At 55.2% G+C, this 18,909-nt stretch carries 10 protein-coding genes; all 10 read right to left on the bottom strand.

The window, feature by feature from the left end; all coding sequences use genetic code 11:
• Positions 1-15 precede the first annotated feature (15 nt).
• The 10 genes from L2097_RS01110 to lapD all read right to left on the bottom strand — a co-directional run bounded on the left by L2097_RS01110 (position 16) and on the right by lapD (position 18,906).
• Positions 16-1,266 carry a beta-barrel domain-containing protein gene (locus L2097_RS01110; protein ID WP_250351963.1) on the bottom strand — a complete coding sequence of 417 codons (1,251 nt, stop codon included), beginning with the start codon at positions 1,264-1,266 and terminating at the stop codon, positions 16-18.
• Positions 1,256-3,481: an ATP-binding cassette domain-containing protein gene (locus tag L2097_RS01105; RefSeq protein WP_250351962.1), complete on the bottom strand. Its 2,226-nt coding sequence runs from the start codon at positions 3,479-3,481 to the stop codon at positions 1,256-1,258. Before L2097_RS01105 ends, L2097_RS01110 begins: the two co-directional genes overlap by 11 nt.
• Positions 3,481-4,836: a TolC family protein gene (locus L2097_RS01100; protein WP_085007160.1), complete on the bottom strand. Its 1,356-nt coding sequence runs from the start codon at positions 4,834-4,836 to the stop codon at positions 3,481-3,483. The genes L2097_RS01105 and L2097_RS01100 overlap by 1 nt, the downstream gene beginning before the upstream one ends.
• Before the next feature lie 794 nt (positions 4,837-5,630).
• Positions 5,631-6,140, bottom strand: a complete 510-nt coding sequence (locus L2097_RS01095) for a hypothetical protein (protein ID WP_047369388.1) — start codon at positions 6,138-6,140, stop codon at positions 5,631-5,633.
• Between the two features lie 488 nt (positions 6,141-6,628).
• Positions 6,629-7,993 (bottom strand): HlyD family type I secretion periplasmic adaptor subunit, encoded by a 1,365-nt coding sequence (locus tag L2097_RS01090; RefSeq protein WP_047369387.1) that lies wholly within the window; start codon positions 7,991-7,993, stop codon positions 6,629-6,631.
• Positions 7,980-10,166: a type I secretion system permease/ATPase gene (locus tag L2097_RS01085; RefSeq protein ID WP_052958811.1), complete on the bottom strand. Its 2,187-nt coding sequence runs from the start codon at positions 10,164-10,166 to the stop codon at positions 7,980-7,982. Before L2097_RS01085 ends, L2097_RS01090 begins: the two co-directional genes overlap by 14 nt.
• Positions 10,167-10,267: 101 nt before the next feature.
• Positions 10,268-11,617 carry a TolC family outer membrane protein gene (locus tag L2097_RS01080; RefSeq protein WP_047369386.1) on the bottom strand — a complete coding sequence of 450 codons (1,350 nt, stop codon included), beginning with the start codon at positions 11,615-11,617 and terminating at the stop codon, positions 10,268-10,270.
• Positions 11,618-11,796: 179 nt separating this feature from the next.
• A complete protein-coding gene (locus L2097_RS01075) occupies positions 11,797-16,311 on the bottom strand; it encodes a retention module-containing protein (protein WP_250351961.1) in 4,515 nt (1,504 codons plus the stop codon).
• Between the two features lie 280 nt (positions 16,312-16,591).
• Positions 16,592-16,936: a hypothetical protein gene (locus L2097_RS01070; protein WP_047369385.1), complete on the bottom strand. Its 345-nt coding sequence runs from the start codon at positions 16,934-16,936 to the stop codon at positions 16,592-16,594.
• A 26-nt stretch (positions 16,937-16,962) separates the two neighbouring features.
• Entirely contained in the window at positions 16,963-18,906 is a 1,944-nt protein-coding gene (gene lapD, locus L2097_RS01065) for a cyclic di-GMP receptor LapD (RefSeq protein ID WP_047369384.1), read from the bottom strand.
• Positions 18,907-18,909 lie beyond the last annotated feature (3 nt).

The raw sequence follows: 18,909 nt of genomic DNA, 5'->3' as shown, positions 1-18,909 counted from the left end.
CGGCCACCTGCGGTGTCATCGCTCCTGGAATGATTCACTGAGTGTTTTACGCAAAGGTTTAAGTAAAAAATCCATCAGCGTGCGATCACCGGTACGGATGTCGAGCTGGGATGTCATGCCCGGCAGGATGTCAAGCTGACGGCCCGTCGTACTGCGCACAAGCTGCCCATCTTCCTGACGGTCTGACAGACCTTCTGCATGGCTTTTCAAACGAACATGGACGCGGTAGTAGATCTCCTCGCCACGTGACGTGTTTTCTTTAAGGGTGTCGGCCGAGACGTAAATCACCTCCCCCTGCAATGCGCCATAAATGGTGTAATCGAAGGGATCAAGGCGCACAGTGGCCGGCAGTCCAACCTGAACGCGGGCAATATCAGCAGGCAGAACTTTGGCCTCTATGATGAGGGCATCATCTGAGGGGACGATCTGCATGATCTCATCGCCGGCACGTAATACCCCGCCCAGCGTGGTGACGCGGACATTTTTAACAATCCCAGGCCCCATGGCCGTAAACACCGTATCGTGTACCTGCTGGCGACGACCGGCCATCTGTTGCAAGGTCTGGCCCAGATCATCTTCTGCCTTGGTGAGATCGGCCCGCGCATCATCCAAAAACTTATTGCGCCGACCCAGCAGGCGGGCACGAGCCTCATTAAGCTCGCGCTGTGCATTAAGCCGCTCACTGGCGCTCACATCGCCAGAGCGTTCCAGCCCGTTCACCAGGCTGAGCTTCTGGTTGGCTAAATTCACGGCGGTTTGCAGCGCGGTGATATCCTCCTGCAGGCTCTGACGGCGTTGCAGAAACAGTGCGCGTTCAATATCGGCCTGTTCGCGTAACGCCGGACCAGGATCGGCAGGGAACTGGGGAGCGGATTGTCCCGTTGATTCTGCGCGAAGTCGGGCAATGCGCGCCCTGAGACCGGCGATGCGCGCGTCCACTTCACCCGCCGCCGCCTCCACGCGAGTTGGATCGAGACGAGCCAGAATCTGCCCCGCCTTAACGTGATCCCCCTCTTTAACACGCAGCTCGGAAAGTACGCCGCCATCGACGGTCTGGATGATCTGCACCCGACTGCTGGCGATCACTTCACCGTGTGCCCGTGCGACTTCGTCAATGCGAAAATACATGGCCCAGATGACAAAACCCAGCACCAGTACGGCCATGCTCCAGATAAGCCCGGCGGGCACTTGGCTACGGTAGTAATTTTCCAGACGATGCACGCGAGCGGCGTCAGCGACCTCGTCGTCAAACAGTTCAACGGCCATTAAGGACTCCTGCTGAATGTGATGCTGCGGGCATGTGTGTTTTCACGTTCGTTACCTCAGCGGCGGGACGCAAGCCAGTGGCGCGGGCCATCAGTCCTGGTAACACCTTGTCGGGAGGACCATCGCGTACGACAGTACCTTCCTGTACGACAAGCACGCGGGTAGCAAAATTAACGGCCGCCATCGGACGGTGAGTGGCGACGATGAGGATATCTTCCGGTTGCAGCCTGGCTTGTAATGCTTTCCAGACTCGCGTCTCCGCTTCGCCATCAAGCGATGCCGTCGGTTCATCCAGAAGCCAGATACGAGGACGGGACATCAACACACGCGCCAGGCCAACAAGCTGGCGCTGACCGCCAGAGAGGCCTGAGCCCCCCTCACTGATAGGCATATCCATACCCAGCGGATTACTGGCCGCCACCTGATCCAGCGCCAGATCGCGGGTGATGTCTGTCAGCGTGGTGTCGCTGACTGCGCCTGCGAGCATCAGATTGCTTCGCAGCGTCCCTTTGAAGAGCTGCACCGCTTGTGGCAGATAGCCAACCTGAGCGCTGACCACCTGGGGATCGATCTCCCACAGATCCACATCGCCCAGGCGGACACGCCCCTCTCCGGGGCGATACAGCCCGGCCAGGATCTTGAGCAACGTTGATTTACCACCGCCAACAGGGCCCAGCAGCAGAACACGTTCACCGGCGTGAAAGTGGAGTGCAGGAATATTGAGTTGTTGTACCGGAGACTGCGGAAAGGCAAAGCGCAGCTTTTCGACACTAATATGTTCTGGCAGGCGATCGGGCAGCAGCAGGGTCTGTCCGGCGCGGCGCTCTGTAGGTTTACGCAGCAGATTATTCACCATATCCAGCGCCTCCCTCACCTGTTGCCACTGCATCAGATACTGAACGCCCTGGCTCACCGGCCCGATGACACGCCCCCCCAGAATACTGCACGCGACCATGCCCCCGGTGGTCAAATATCCGGCTTCAACGCCCCATACCCCGACAACAATGCCCATGATATAGGCCAGCGTCGACAGGCTGCCGGTGGTGTTCGTACAGAACTGGGTGAGGGATTTTTGTTGAATACTGTAGCCTGCGATGGAATGACTGAGCGTCTGCCAGTCTTGTGCAAAACGCCAGCCAGCATGACTGGCGCGCAGGGTTTCGGCACCGCGAATACTGTCGACTAACAGGCCCAGACGCTCATTGCTGCGCAGCATCTGTTGGCGCGTGAGACGGCGTAAGCGCAGACGGGTATACAGACCCAGCGCCAGCGCGATGGGGAGCATTCCCAGGTAAACCCAGCCGACAGGCCCCCCGATCAGACCAATAATCCCGATAAACAGCAAAGCGAACGGCAGATCCACGATTCCAAAGACAAGACCGGCAGAGAAAACCTGTCGTACCGAATCCAGTGCCCCCACCTGCGCGGCCAGCGTGCCCAGGCTACCGGGCTGCTGGTCGAGTTGCAGGTGCAACAGATGCTCATAAACATGCTGGGAAAGGCGTTTATCCACACTGCTGGCAACGCTGTCCATGATGTGGGCACGCAATGTTTTGAGCAGCCAGTCCAGCCCCACAACCAGCCCCATCCCCGCCACAAGCGTAGTCAGTGTCGCCCATGCCAGGGTGGGCACGACACGATCGTAGACCTGCATGGCGAAGAGGGATGTGGGAATGGCCAGAATGTTCACCAGCAGCGTGGCGGCAGCCACCCGGAACACCCAGCGGCGATCGCGCAGCAGTTCTCGCCAGACCAGACGCATGGCCGGATTTTCGCTGTCAGAGAGGTTCTCTGACTGTACGTGTGAAGCCAGGCTGAACCAGAGTACAGCCGTTTCGTCACCCGCCGTCGTCCCCGGCGCGCCGGTCACAATGTCGTCTACCGCCAGCGTTCGGGGTTCGACACCTTCACGGGTCAGCGTAAGGGTATCGGCTCCCCCCTCCTCGTTGTGTCGTTCGGCCAGCCACCATGTCTGTTCGTGCCACATCAGGGCCGGGAGGTGACGTGGATCAAAACGCCGCCAGGGGAACAACGCCAGCCGGATATCTTTCATTCCCGCGTCTGACAGTAAACCGCGCACATAATCCTGCGGGCGATCGGTCAACGGAGGAACGGTCTGGGCGCGCGCATACGCCTGCGTTAATGCCGCTTTATTCACCGGGGCGTGTAGCTTGTCCAGCAAGGCCAGTAATTCAGAGTGAGGAACAGGTATCATCAGGGTTGGCTCGCAGACGTGTTAGCAAATTGTGTGCCCGTGGTCAGGGCGCCAGTGGTATCGTCCATACGACCCGTGCGTGCGGCCAGCCGCAGGCAATCGACCCGCCATGCCGATCGTATCGATACCAGCGCTTGTTGTTGTTCAGTTAATTCGCGAACGGCGTTCAGTACATCCAGCCAGCTCTTGTAGCCCGATTCGTACTGGCGACGAAACGATGCCAGCGTGCCGCTAAGTTCGACAACAGACTGCTCATAACCGGCCATCAGCGTCTGGTTAGCATCACGCTGATCAAGCAACTGGCGTGTCTGAATATCTTCGCTGTGGCGTTGTTGGGCCAAATCCTGCCGTGCGGATTCCACACGCTCCAGCGCCGCGTTCTGGAGGCCGCGGTTCACCAGTCCCAGCCCCTCCATCGTGCCGGTCACAACAACATTGACCGTATTATTATTTCTCTGGTTGGGCATACCGGAATATTCGTTGCGAGCGGCTTGCAAGGAGACGGTCGGCCGCGACGAGGTACGCTGACGTTCCACATCAGCTTCGGCCAGCGTGACCGCCGCTTCACGTGCTCGCACCGTCGCACTCTGGGCAAGGATTTGTTCCTGTATAGACGTATCGGCGGGCAACGTGAGGATGCTGCCAGGGACGGGTAGTTCGCTGGCGATCGGTACCTGAGTCAAGGATAACAGCGTGGATTCGGCGGTAAGCAGGTCCGATTTGGCTTGTTCTAACGACGCGCGTGCCTGTAACAACCTTGCCTTCGCCAGGCTGACATCAGCCGGAGAAGCCAGGCCTCCCTGCGCGCGGCGCTGGATCTGTTCCTGCAACGCCTGATGATTGTTAACGTTTGATTCAGCAACGGTAAGCCGCTCGCGAACACCCTGAATATTCGCGTAAGCCACCGCGGTATCTTCCAGCAATTGACGACGGGTAGCCCAGGCCGTGGCTTGCTGAGCAACGGTGTCATTGTCGGCGTAGTCAATGGCGCTGTCGATACGCCCAAAAGCCCATAACGGTTGCGAAACACTCAGCGTGGTCGTACGGGAATCAGTGTAACCCGAAATTTGCCCTGTCCCCGCACTGGCGCCAAGCGTGGGCAAACGTGCCGCGCGGGCGCTGTCGGCGCTGGCCTCTTTAGAACGCACAAGCGCCTGCTGACTGGCCAGACTGGGGTGATGGAGCATAGTGCTCCGCAGCGCGGCAAACAGACCGCCCGGCGAGGTATCCTCAGAAAGGTGCGCCGGGGACGAAAGTGTTCCGGCCTCAACCTGGGTCACAGAGATGATAAAGGGTAAAAAGAGACTGATTACACTGAGGTTGTAATAACAGTGACGACCTGAACGAAAGCCCATTGAGTGAAGAGCCCTTTATTAAAGAAAGATAAAAGACCCGTCGAAACCTGATGTTGCTCATGTTATCCCGACGTCACCGTGAGTGGATAAATGGCGTGGCCGGAATAACGAGTCATAAATAAGAAAAAGACTATTGCTTCACATCATAATTACCCATCGTTAACATGTATGTCAAGGTATGTAATCGTGTAATAAAAACTGTAAAACATAGTCAATTATTAAGTTAAGTTTACCTAACGCAAATATTCGCTCGAGCAGCAAAATAATCACCGATGGGCTATTTGATGAATGTGCGCACAACCCGCGTGTGACTGTAGCGTGGAAAGTGTAGCGCTCTCAGTTCGGATCGGATGCCCACGTGCCGGAAGCGTATACAGGATGTGCGCCAATGACAGACTTTAGTGCGGTTAAAATGAAGATTAATGACCGGATGATATTTTCGCTGCGAAAACATTTACCCCCCTGCAAGCACAGACAAGCTCGCGGGGAAGTTGTTAACGACATCCCTGACCCGGCACCCGTGTCGATTTTGGTAAGCGACTTACAGGCCAGACCATGTTCGCCGGCGATGAGATTCAAAGAAAGTTACCCGAGGCAAAAGTGACCAACACCTTTACTACCCTTTTCGCTCTGTTAGCAGAGGATTAACGCTTTTGGATTATTTCTCTGCGCCGGGAGTACTGGCGCCAGCAAAGATAAATGGCGGGTAATACTTATTTATTCTCTGCTGTCTATTTGCGATGGAGAACAAACAAGTATTACCCGCATCATTACCCCGAAAATACCACTGGCGACTAATACTGAATATTTGCCATCGCTTTATACCGTTCAGGCAACGCGCTGTTGAGGACCAAAATCTTTTGGAGAATATGGAATGAAGATGTCCCTTTCGCGCGTTCTGCATCGGTAATGGCAGAACGTATCGTCGCCGCGGCAGCTGAGATGCGATGAAAATAGGCTTCGGATTCAGGCGTCTGCACCTCACCTGAGACGGCATAACGCACCGCAGGCCAGTGTGTGAAATCCATGACCGGCCAGGCTTCTTCTTCCGCCGGGGTATTGGCAGATAATAATTGTTCTGCTTTTTTCACGTCTTGTTGTGCGGCAGAAAGCAGTGCTAAGCGATATTTCATTTTTGACAGCGTATCACCGCTCTCTTGTTGTTGCGAAAGCGATGTAATAAAAGCCGATAAATCATCACCTGATGACTGTTGATGGTCATCAGTGCTTCTTTTAATATCAGGTGAGTTCGAGGTATTGTTTAATGCCAATTCAATTAAATAATTCAACATCTCTAATGTCATCTTATGTACCTTATAAAACTGACAGCCTTTATTCGATATTCAGCGAGGGTATTTTTATAGACTGATTTCAATTTCTTTACTCAGAAAAACAAATACCCGCATCCCAAAGATACTGAAACAATATATCGCAACAGGAGAACCTTTTTATTTTACTACCGATAAATGCCAACAACTCTCCACCAGGTTAATCGTGCATTCGTCAATTAAAAACCGCCCTGTCTGATTTATTGTCTCAGTATTGTTGAAAGATTCTCGTTTGCAAAACGATAAAAACTACAACTTAATGTGAGTTAAACTCAAAATAGAAGCGCATGCATAAGCGTATAAACAGCAGGCAAAGAGGTGGCATTAAAGTCAGTGGGATGGGGGGATTAAGACCATAAAAAACAGAAGGTTATTAATCTGCATTTCATTAATGTCTGACAAGAACAGAGCCGCGCGCTCTATCCAAAAAAGCCTGCATATCGCAGGCTTTGTATTCTTACCCTTTAGCGCTCACGGAACGCTTCTGCTTTGGCGCGAAGAATAGGCTTGAGCAAGTAGGCCAGTATGGTTTTCTTGCCAGTAATGATATCCACCGAAGCAACCATTCCCGGAATAATTAACAGCGGTTTTTCATCCGTGCCGAGGTGATTTTTATCAGTACGCAGGCGAATAATATAAAAACTCTTACCGTCTTTGTCGGTCACCGTATCAGGGCTTATCTGTTCAAGTTTGCCCTTAAGCCCACCATAAATGGTGTAGTCATAGGCGGTGAATTTCACCGTCGCCTCCTGCCCCGGTCGCAAAAAGGCGATGTCCTGCGGGCGAATTTTGGCCTCAACCAGCAGCGTGTCATCAAGCGGAACAATTTCCACAATGTCATTGCCCGGCTGTATCACCCCACCAATGGTGTTCACCAGCAGTTGCTGGACGATGCCGCGAACCGGCGAAGTCACCAGCGTGCGGTTCACCCGGTCAGTGATCGCTTTACCTGATGCTTCAATTTTACTCAGATCGGTACGGGCCTGGTTCAGTTGTTCCAGCGCTTCGCTGCGATAGCGCCCTCGCGTTTCACTGACCTTATTTTCAATCTCTTTGATTGCCGCCTGCGCGCGCGGAATAGCAAGGATGACGGAGTCCAGTTGCCCCTGCGTCTCAACCCCGGCGCGACGCAGACGCAGCATTTCCACTTTTGAGATAGCGCCTTTTGCCACCAGCGGTTCAGACATGGTGATCTCTTGCTGCTGTAACTCAAGACTACGGCGGTACTGCGTCAGCTTGCCCTGGAAATCGAGCAGTTCCTGTTTCTTCTGAACCAACTGTTCATTCAGCCCGGCAAGTTCACTCTGAATACGTTTATTGACGCTGGTGAACAGCGCCATTTCCCCGCTGGCGATTTCCGGCGCCTGGCTGCTAATTTCCGGCGACAGCGTCAGTTCGCTGGCATCATCAAGCTGAGCGGTCAGGCGCTGGATCCGTGCTTCGAGCGCCAGTTTATCGGCCTCGCTTTCTCCGGCATTAGAGCGAAACCGGGTATCGTCCAGACGCAACAGCGGCGCGCCGGCTTGTACCACCTCACCTTCATGAGCAAAAACTTCGGCAACAATCCCACCTTCAAGGTTCTGGACTTTCTGCAGACGGGATGAAGGAATGGCCCGCCCTTCCCCGCGAGTCACTTCATCAATCTCAGCCAGCGAGGCCCAGACGATCATGGCAATAAAGAAGGCGAAAATGGCCCACAAGGTCACGCGCACCACGCGTGGCGCATCATCAAGCAGTGCTTTATTGACCTCATTGGTGGTAAACGTCGCCGACGGTTTCTCTCCGGAGAGCCAGTTCATCAGGCGGCTAAGCGCATCAACGATTCGCATGAATTTGTCCCTTTTTCAGCGCACTCATGACGCTCTCTTTCGGACCGTCAGCAATGATCTTACCGTTATCGACAATAATCAGACGGTCAACCAGCGACAGCAGCGACGCACGGTGCGTCACCAGCAGCAGCGTCTTGTTACTGATAACCGGCGCCAGCGCTTTTTTGATCAGATCTTCACTGGTGTTGTCCATTGAACTGGTGGGTTCGTCCATCAGCAATACCGGCGGGTCGAGCAACAACGCCCGCGCCAGCGTAACCGCCTGACGCTGCCCGCCGGAAAGGCTCATTCCACGCTCGCCAACCTGCATGTTGTAACCAGAAGGATGACGGCGGGCAAATTCATGAACCCCGGTCAGGTTCGCGACCCGCAGCATGGTTTCATCATCAACATAGCTTGCGCCATAGAGCAGATTTTCCCGCAGCGTGCCGTTAAATAAGTGGATATCCTGCGGCGCGTAGCCAATGTTATGCCGCAGATCGTGCACATCTATCTGACGGAGATCGATACCATCGATCAGCACGCTGCCACTGTCCGGCTGGTAAAAACCGACCAGTAATTTCGCCAGCGAGCTTTTTCCTGAACCACTGCGACCAATAATGCCCACCTTTTCACCCGGCTGGATGACCAGGGAGACATTACTCAGTGAGGCGTACTGGTTGCCGGGATAGCAAAACGTCACATCACGCAGTTCAATCGCGCCCGAGAGGGTTTCACGCTTAAGCGGTACCTCACCCTCCTGTACTTCCTGCTCCAGCCCCATCATTCTGTCGATGGTGGATTTCGTCATGCGCGCGCGCTGGTAACGGGTAATCAGGCTGCATAGCTGACCGATGGGCATCATCGCACGGCGATGCAGCAGGTAGCAGGCAATCAGCCCGCCCATACTGAGATTCCCGTCGATGATGACGTAGACCCCGGCGACAATAATCGCCACGCCGCTGGCCTGCTGCAGCCAGGAGGTAAAATTCACCGCCACGTAGGAGAGTAATTTCACCCGCAGCTCCAGTTTGCTCAACTGGCCGGTGAGATGCTCCCACTGGTACTGGCGCTCACTCTGCGCATTATTGATTTTGATAGCGTCAAGGCCGGTCAATGTCTCAACCAGCATCGCCTGACGTTCGTTGGCCAGTTGATAGGTTTTCTGTACCCGCGACATGAGCGGACGCTGGATAAGCCAGCTCACCAGTAACGCCAGCGGATAGGTAAGCAGCGGGATCAGTACCAGTGGCCCGCCAATAATTCCAGTCACCAGTAAGATCAGTAAGGTAAAGGGGAAATCGATAAAAGCCGTCAGGGTGAGTGACGAGAGAAAATCACGAATCGACTGGAACTCCTGGAAATTCTGCGCGAAACTGCCCACCCGCTTAGGACGCAGCTTCATCTTCATCCCCAGCAGTCGCTCAAACAGCGCAGAAGAGACCACCAGATCGGTCTTTTTACCCGCCAGATCGAGGCAAATCCCCCGCAGGATTTTCAGTACAAAGTCGAAAACAAACGCGATACTGATACCAATAGCCAGTACCCACAGTGTCGCGGTTGCCTGATTAGGCACAACCCGGTCATAAACGTTCATCACAAACAGCGGGGCGCACAGCGCCACAAGATTGACCAGAAAGCTGGCGATCACCGCATCGAAGTAGAGGAATTTTGAGAGCTTAAGGGTGTCCTGAAACCAGGCGGTTGTCCGCGGCAGCGCGGCCGTTGGCTGGGCATCGAACTCATGTTCCGGGGAGAGGAAAATCGCCCTGCCGCTGTAATTTTCCGCCAACGTTTCCCGTGATAGCGTAATTTCACCGCCTTCGGTTTCGCTGGGCAGCAGACGGGCCTGCTGGTTGTCATCCCAGCCAATTAATACGGCCGCCTGATCGTTTTTCAGTAACAGAATGGCAGGCAGCGACAGCGCGGTAATGTTATCAAGCGGGCGTTGTATCACCCGCGCTTTCAGCCCCGCACGCCCCGCGGCACGTGGAAACGCCTCCAGTGTCAGCGAATGAGATTCCAGCGGCAGCCCGGTCGTCAGGACGGTGCGGCTGGTCGCGATATTATGCATTTTGCAGATGATCATCAGCGCGTCCAGCAACGGATCATCATGGGCTTGCCGGGGATCGTGCCTGACCGGGGCTTCCGGGGAAATATCGACGTTCTCAGGCGTGTCAGTATCAGGCGTCATTCTTTGTCTCAGTATTCTGCAGACTCAGGCCGCAGGTCAAAAACAGCGGGATGATTGCCGGTTTTATGCCGTCAGTCACCCCACAACTCATCAGAGCCGTATCAGTGCAGTTCCGGCAGTTCCGCCTGCGTACGCTGAGCCTGATCAAGCGGCTCTGAGGCAGACGGCGGCTGAATGTGCAGACTTTTAAGCAGTTCTCCCGTGCGGGCACTGATGCGATAGGTGGTAAACATGTCGACAAATTGCAGTTCAACGTAACGACGCTGTGCAGTGAAGACTTCATTTTCACTGTCGAGCATATCGAGCAGCGTACGATCACCCAGGCTGAACTGCTCCTGATAGGCGCTACGCACTGTCACGCTACGTTCAGCATACTCTTTGGCGATCGGCACCTGTTGTTCGGCATTGTTCTTCGCATTCCAGGCAAGACGCAATTCCTCGTTTAACTGGCGCAGGGCATTATTTTTCACATCCTGCGCCTCTTTCATTTTGTAGGCGTAAGAGGTGAGCGTCGCTTGATCGCTGCCACCGTTGTACAGGTTGTAGCGCATACGCACCATTGCCTGCCATTCCTGGTTATGCCCGCGCGTACCGTCAATGTTGTTATCCATCGTGCGACCGACCTCAACGTTAACATTCGGGTAAAAACGCGATTTCTGCGCGTCATATTGTTGGCGGGTTGCTTCCACATCGGCATCAGCCTGCTTAAGCAGCGCGTTGTTTTCGAGCATCACTTTGCGGGCGGCTTCCAGCGAGGCGGGGATGGTAATCTTGCCAGGCATCACCAGCGTGTCGGCATCTTTACCGGTAACGCTTTGATAGTTAGCCCTGGAGTCCTCAAGGTTGGTTTGTTCGGTCAGAAGATTGTTACGCGCCTGGGCCAGGCGAGCTTCCGCCTGATCGTAGTCAGCCTGGCGTCCTACTCCCTGGGTGGTGCGCAGGCGTATTTGGTCAAATACACGCTCGTGATTGTGCAGGTTGTCTTCCGCCAGTTTTACCATCTGCTCGCGCATCAGCACATCAAGATAGCTTTGGATTGCCTGCAGGGCGGTGCTTTCACTGGTATTCATTACGGTCCAGGCGCGCGAGTTTACCGTTGCTTTCTGACGCGCGACCTCGCTGGTGGTCGCAAAGCCATTGAAGACGTTTTGCGTCAGGTTAATAGCGGATTCGCTGCGGTTCAGGTTGCGTAAATGCTCACCTGCCGCACGGGTCGTGGAATTGTCGGTTTGTTCCCAGCCGCTACCGGCGGTGAGATCCAGCGACGGCAGATAGCCGCCTTTGGCGGCACGAAGATCCTGTTCCGCAGAGTATCGGCTGTTTGCCGAAGCGCTAACTTGTGGGTGCCATACCAGGCTGTCTTTTACCGCCTGCTCAAGGGTGGTGGCCTGACTCTGTGTCGCGCACACGGTCAATGCTGCCCCCAGTAAAAACGGGCTACCATATTTCATTCTTGTCTTCCTTTTCGTTATGCCTCTGTGTGAGTACCACCCACCAGAGAAAATGCCACGGAACCGGAGGAGAAATTACGTTCTGGCTGTTTTTCATCGCTCGTAATTCCTCGCCAGGCCTGAATTCACATTGTGGTGATTTGCCGCTTAGCCTCCCGGCGGAGCTAAGCGGCGACTTATCAGGTTATTTCTTCCGGTTTAGAGATGAGGTTATCCACCATCGCTTCGTGGCCAGCGTCGTAACTATCAGTATTCGCTGTCGTGCCGCCTTCGGCCGGGACATGCTCGGCTTCCGTCGGGTTATTCGCGGTTTCACTTTGCGGCCCCGCCTGAATCAGGCTGCTGAGGTCGTGATGCGTTTCATCATGGATGATGTCGCTAAAATTCAACGGCGGGTCATTTTCTACAGTGGCAGTCGGAGGGGATGCCGTCTCAGCCTGCTCATCGACAGAAAGAGGCGTCGGCGCGTTATCCGCTGATGCCGTCGGTGTCTCTTCGTGACCGGATGTGTTATCGGCAGCCAGCGGACTGAACATTAAGCTTGTGTCATCAATTAACGATGCGCTGTGGCTACTGTCAGTGAGTACGCTATGGTCCACTTCCGTCGTTTGCGTATCCCCTGCGGCGCTACTGCTCATCCGCGCCTGGCTGTCGGTATCCCACAGCGAGCCATTGTCTGAATGGTTCTCATCGGCGATATGAGTCAGCGACATATGCGTCTCATCAGAAGCTTCCGCGAGATGGCTTACATCCGCGCTATCACTGTGGCTGTCGCTGACGTGCTGCCCACCCTCTTCACCATCAAAGGTGAAATGGTGTTCGAGTTGATCGGACGCGGTCGAGTCGACATCCAGGGTTATATCGCCCAGAGTGCTCTTACCATCCGGTAATTCAACGCTGACCTGCCCGGAATAGTGTGTCGTGTCGCTTGCAAAGGTCAGAACATAGACTTTGTTGATCGCATCATAAGCGACATCCGTGTAATTGCCGCTAAAGGTCGCGTGTTCCGGAATCCCGCCAACCGTGATCGAATTGAGATGGTCGCTGCTGTCAGAACTTTCGAGGTTAACGTCAAGATTCAACGTTACTGAGTAGCTTGTGGTGGTGCTGCCGCCGTGGGATGAAGATGGCCCGTCACCAAAGACCACGCCTTCGATATGGTTAGCATTTTCAAAAGGATGCTTACCGTTCTCATCGGTAATCTGAAGATTATCAATATCGTTGTTCTGATGGTTCTGTGGATGAGCGACGCCCGTTACCTTGTAGTCCTCGCTGTTCCCCTGAACAAAAATATAGTCTTTGCCGACATCGCCTTCCGTTACGTTGCCGTTGCCCGTGATCCCTTTGAGGGAGACGAAGTTATATTTGCTGTTCGGCCAGTCACTCTGTTGGTAATAACCGCCCGTATGGTCACCGACAACGAAGATATCGGTGTGACCTTTTGCGCTGTCGTCAGTATTGGCATTACCGCTGCTGGTGTAATAGTGAATCTGCGACGCGCTGGCGGATTTCGGCACGACGTCGCCCTTGATGGCGCCATCCGGGCTATCCGGCGTCAGCCAGACATGCACGTTACTGCCGATCGCCACGATTACGCCGTTCTGCACATCATACCCGTTCGGGTTCCCGCTGCCGCCATTGATATGGGTGATCGTATTATCTGACGTATCGGTTGTTTTGCCGCCCGGCGTGATCGTCACGGTCAGCGTCACATCGGTATCAGAATCTGCATCGGCGTCGGCGTCGGCGTCGGCATCCGCATCAGCATCCGCGTCGGCATCAGCATCGGCGTCGGCGTCGGCGTCGGCGTCGGCATCTGCGTCGGCATCGGAATCTGCATCCGCATCAGCGTCTGCATCAGAATCGGCATCTGCATCTGCATCTGCATCTGCATCGGCGTCGGAATCAGCATCGGCATCAGAATCTGCATCGGCGTCCGCATCGGCATCAGAGTCAGAATCCGCATCGGCATCAGCGTCTGCATCGGCATCGGCATCGGCGTCTGCATCCGAGTCCGCATCGGCATCAGCGTCAGAATCGGCATCCGCGTCAGCGTCGGCGTCAGCGTCAGAATCGGCATCCGCGTCAGCGTCGGCGTCAGCGTCAGAATCGGCGTCGGCGTCGGAATCAGCATCGGCATCCGCATCAGCATCTGCGTCGGCATCCGCATCGGCATCGGCATCGGCATCGGCATCGGCATCTGCATCTGCATCAGAATCTGCATCAGCGTCCGCATCGGCGTCAGAATCCGCATCGGAATCTGCATCGGAATCGGCATCGGCATCCGCGTCCGCATCGGCATCCGCATCTGCATCAGCGTCTGCATCCGCATCAGCATCAGAGTCAGAATCGGCGTCGGCGTCGGCATCCGCATCGGCATCAGAATCTGCATCGGCGTCTGCGTCGGCGTCGGCGTCGGAATCAGCATCGGCATCCGCATCAGCATCTGCGTCGGCATCCGAGTCCGCATCGGCATCCGCATCCGCATCGGCGTCTGCATCCGAGTCCGCATCGGCATCAGAGTCGGCATCGGCATCAGAGTCGGCATCCGCATCTGCGTCGGCGTCGGCGTCAGAATCCGCATCGGCGTCGGAATCAGCATCGGCATCCGCATCTGCATCGGCGTCCGCATCGGCATCTGCGTCCGCATCCGCGTCAGAGTCGGCATCCGCATCCGCATCCGCATCTGCGTCGGCGTCGGCGTCAGAATCGGCATCTGCATCGGCGTCCGCATCCGCATCCGCATCGGCGTCGGAATCGGCGTCGGCGTCGGCATCGGCATCGGCATCGGCATCGGCATCAGAGTCCGCATCGGCGTCAGAATCAGCATCTGCATCTGCATCTGCATCTGCATCAGAATCTGCATCGGCGTCAGAGTCAGAATCGGCATCCGCGTCAGAATCAGCATCGGCATCGGCATCCGCATCCGCATCCGCATCGGCGTCGGCATCCGAGTCCGCATCGGCATCAGCATCCGCATCGGCATCCGCATCGGCATCGGCATCAGCATCGGAATCAGCATCAGCATCAGCATCAGCGTCTGAATCGGCATCCGCATCCGCATCGGCGTCCGCATCTGCATCCGCGTCAGAATCCGCATCCGAATCGGCATCGGCATCGGCGTCCGCATCAGCGTCCGCATCCGAATCGGCATCGGCATCGGCATCGGCGTCAGAGTCAGAATCGGCATCCGCGTCAGAATCAGCATCGGCATCGGCATCGGCATCGGCGTCAGAATCGGCATCGGCGTCGGAATCAGCATCGGCATCCGCATCTGCATCGGCGTCCGCATCGGCATCTGCGTCCGCATCCGCGTCAGAGTCGGCGTCCGCATCGGCATCTGCGTCCGCATCCGCGTCAGAGTCGGCATCCGCATCCGCATCTGCGTCGGCGTCTGCGTCCGCATCGGCATCCGCATCAGAATCTGCATCAGCGTCCGCATCGGCATCGGCGTCAGAATCCGCATCGGCGTCGGCGTCGGCGTCGGCGTCGGCGTCGGAATCAGCATCGGCGTCAGAATCCGCATCCGCATCGGCATCCGCATCGGCGTCAGAATCCGCGTCCGCGTCGGCGTCGGAATCAGCATCGGCGTCCGCATCTGCATCCGCGTCGGCGTCGGCATCCGCGTCCGCATCGGCATCGGAATCCGCATCCGCATCTGCATCTGCATCTGCATCTGCATCAGCATCAGAGTCTGCATCGGCATCGGCATCGGCATCAGAATCAGCATCCGCATCCGCGTCAGAATCCGCATCGGCATCCGCATCAGCATCGGCGTCCGCATCGGCATCTGCATCGGCGTCAGAATCAGAATCCGCGTCAGAATCCGCATCGGCATCGGCATCGGAATCGGCGTCGGAATCGGCATCAGCATCAGCGTCCGCATCGGCGTCAGAATCCGCATCCGAATCGGCATCGGCGTCAGAATCGGCATCGGCGTCGGAATCAGCATCGGCATCCGCATCTGCATCGGCGTCCGCATCGGCATCTGCGTCCGCATCCGCGTCAGAGTCGGCATCCGCATCGGCATCCGCATCGGCGTCCGCATCGGCATCGGCATCAGAGTCTGCATCAGCATCCGCATCTGCATCCGCGTCAGCGTCGGAATCAGCATCCGCATCGGCATCCGCATCGGCATCCGCATCAGAATCGTCTGGCGGGTTCGTATTGGGATCGGCAGGCGTTGTCGCAGTGGCAACGCCAGGTTCAAGCTGCGTTAATTCTTGTGGGCGTTCGGCATCAGGAAAATCAAGGCCAATCGTCGGGTATCCAGCCGAAGGGTCAACAACCTGACCGGTTAAATCAAGGACCACATGCGTGTGCGATCCGCCGCCGCTACCGCCAGCGTCACCGCCGCCAGTACCCCCCGCCTGAGGACCCGCTGCCGGCGCTTCAAGGGTTTGCGTCGGATCCTGCCCGTCTGCAATCGCCTGTTGTATGGCGGCCACATCCTGTTGCTGGGTAGCCGTAGGCTCAGTGGTCACGCTTCCCGTACTGTCCCAGTGACTGTCACGGCCAAGGTCCAGCTGCTTGCCATCCGCCAAAGACAATGTGATTGCGCCAGAAGCCCCGGTCTCGACCTGTTCTCCTTCGAGGATCCTGTCACCTTCAACCAATAAACGCTGGCTGCCATCAGGTGCTATTGCAAACACTTGTCCTATTACCGCTTTGACGATCCCAGAGACGCCGCTCATGTGTAGTTCCCTCAATCCTGTTCTCGCCCAATTCATCCACTGACCAGGCGTAGAATGCTAAAAGAGAATTTAATTAGTATTTGTAATGCAACATGTAACAAAGGTAATGAAAGCACGTTCCGGCAGGGAATTTATTGATGCCGTTTCGCTTAAAGACCTTATATTAATAGATGACGTGAATGAATAGTAGTCCGGGCAGGAATTTAGGGTAAAAAAAAGGGACTTTGTCAATAGTCCCTGTGTCGTACATGATATATATTGCGTAAATAAACATGACGAATTATATCAATCCTTCATCGTCATCATCGGAAATTAATCCTTCCAGACCACTTAACGAACGACGCGCCTGTGCGCGGTTGGTCAGTTTTGTCTGGGCGATCGGCGGCAGATCGGTAATGCTGATTACGCCTTTACTCATCAGGACTTCAATCAGATCTTCCAGCACGCGAACCATCTCAAGATCGCTCTGGCGCAATTGCAGTAACGATGCCTCACGAATTTCTCTTAGCCGCATCCATTCGTCTATTTCTGCAGTGCTAACTTCACTTTGTTCTGTCATGGCATGAAAAGGGACACGTTCAACCTGAATAATACGTCCCTGTTCATCACGTTCTATGTAGTACATTTTCAGCCTCTTTTGAACCTGACTGGTTAATTTGCACCCAATGTGCTGGCATCAGCAAAATAGCGTCCCATTGCGCCATACAGACCGATATTTTCGAGAACCGCCAGTTCGCCCGCCGTTTCCACACGCTCAGCAATCAGTGGCAAATTAATTTGTCGGGTTGCCCAATAAATGGCCTCGATAAACAATTTTTTATCTTCTTCGCTATCAATATTGCGAATGTAGCTACCGTCCACTTTGAGCCAGGCGAGCCCCCATTGCGGTAAATTTCCGATGAGGTGGAACCGGCCGCCGAAATGTTGGATCCCTAAACGGCAGCCCAGCGCCTTAAGCCGTTTGACCAGAATATTGACCCGCTCAGCATCGGGCAGCTCGTTTTCATCCAGTTCCAGCGTCAGGCGGGATGCTAACTGCGGCGCGTTCATCAAGGGTTGCAGCAGCGCATGGAGGCTTCTGTCATCAGCAACGCTGGCACCGCTAATACTCAGTGCAAATGGGCGGTTTGATTTTTCCATCTCACGCAGGGTCTGTTGCAACATCACGATATCCATGCGGCGGCTGAGATCGAGACGGTGGATCCACGGCATAAAACGTCCTGCCGGGATCAGCTCGCCTTCCGGCGTTCTGATACGGGCAAGCACTTTATGATGCAATACGACGTGTGCATTATTGCACTCATAAACAGGCTGTGAGAAAAGCTCGAACGCACCGTCTGTCAATACCGCATCCAGGCGGGTGTACCAGCTGTGATGATCCTCTTCGCTATCACCTGTTGCCGTTTCCATGTTGGCAAAAAAGCGCATTTCGGTTTCCGCCATCGCCAGCGCCTGATCCGCCTGCATCAGTATCGTCTGTGGCTTATCGCCAACCTGGAAAGGGACCAGAGAGAAATGGGCTACCGGTGTCACGTCGCTCATTCCCGTTTCAGACAGCGCCTTAAGCTGGGTACTGAGGGCGCTAGTCAGGTTATCGAGTTCATTATGCAAGAACTGTGGGGCAAGAATCGCAAACTCCCCGCCCCGAACACGAGCCAGAAAACCTTCATTGCGGAAATAATGTTTTTGCAGACCGTTCAGAATATCCGCCACGGCTATCAGCAACTTATCAGTTTTCGCACCACCAAGACGCTGGTTAAGACCGATAAGATCCTGAACCCGCAAGAGGATCAGGTGCCCCGAGTCATTCTCTTCATCGCTCAGACGCGACTGCAATTGCATATCAAAAGCACGACGATTATTCAGGCCTGTCAGGCTGTCGTGGTACGCCTCCCGGCGCAAGGATTCGGTGCGCTGCGCCTGCTCGCCAAATAACACCTCAAGTTGCGTCACCATCAGGTTGGTTGCTTCAACGACCCGACGCAGCTCCGGCGTTTTCGGCAGTGCGGGAACATTCAAAAATTCGCGGCGACAGATAGCCATCGCCTGCTCGACAATATAATTAAGCGGTCGCAAAAGACGGCGCAACAGCAGCGTCACGCCGAGAATACATAACAGACTGCAGCCGATAAGCCACAAGAAGCTGGCGACCATATTGTCCCAAAGACGCGCCAGGGCGAACATCGGATGGCTGACCACCTCAACCCTGGCAACCTGCGTCCAGCCATCCGTGACAATAGCGTCACCTTCCCCAGGGCTCAGATTTACCATGCGCACGAACCAGTTCGGTACGCTGGCGCTTTGTGGGTTATCGGTGCGCTCAATGATGGGTTTATTGGTTTTAATATCCACCACCCGAATACGGTAAAAATAACCGCTGTCAAAGATGGAGTTGACCATCAGCTCCGTCATTGCCGGATCATCAATATGGGTCGTCAACGACAGACCCAGCGCCGTTGCCGCATCCTGTGCGTGGGCACTGAGCTGATTCCGGTATTGCTCTCGGGAACCCTCCAGAGAAACAAAAAAGTTGCCGCAGAAAATGACGAGCGTAAATAAACAGATGCCGATCAGTAGCTGCTTATAAAGGGACATGGC

Origin of the sequence: Citrobacter sp. MNAZ 1397 (assembly GCF_023613995.1) — a bacterium.
Taxonomy (GTDB): Bacteria; Pseudomonadota; Gammaproteobacteria; order Enterobacterales; family Enterobacteriaceae; genus Phytobacter; species Phytobacter ursingii.
This window is presented reverse-complemented; position numbering and strand designations above follow the sequence as displayed.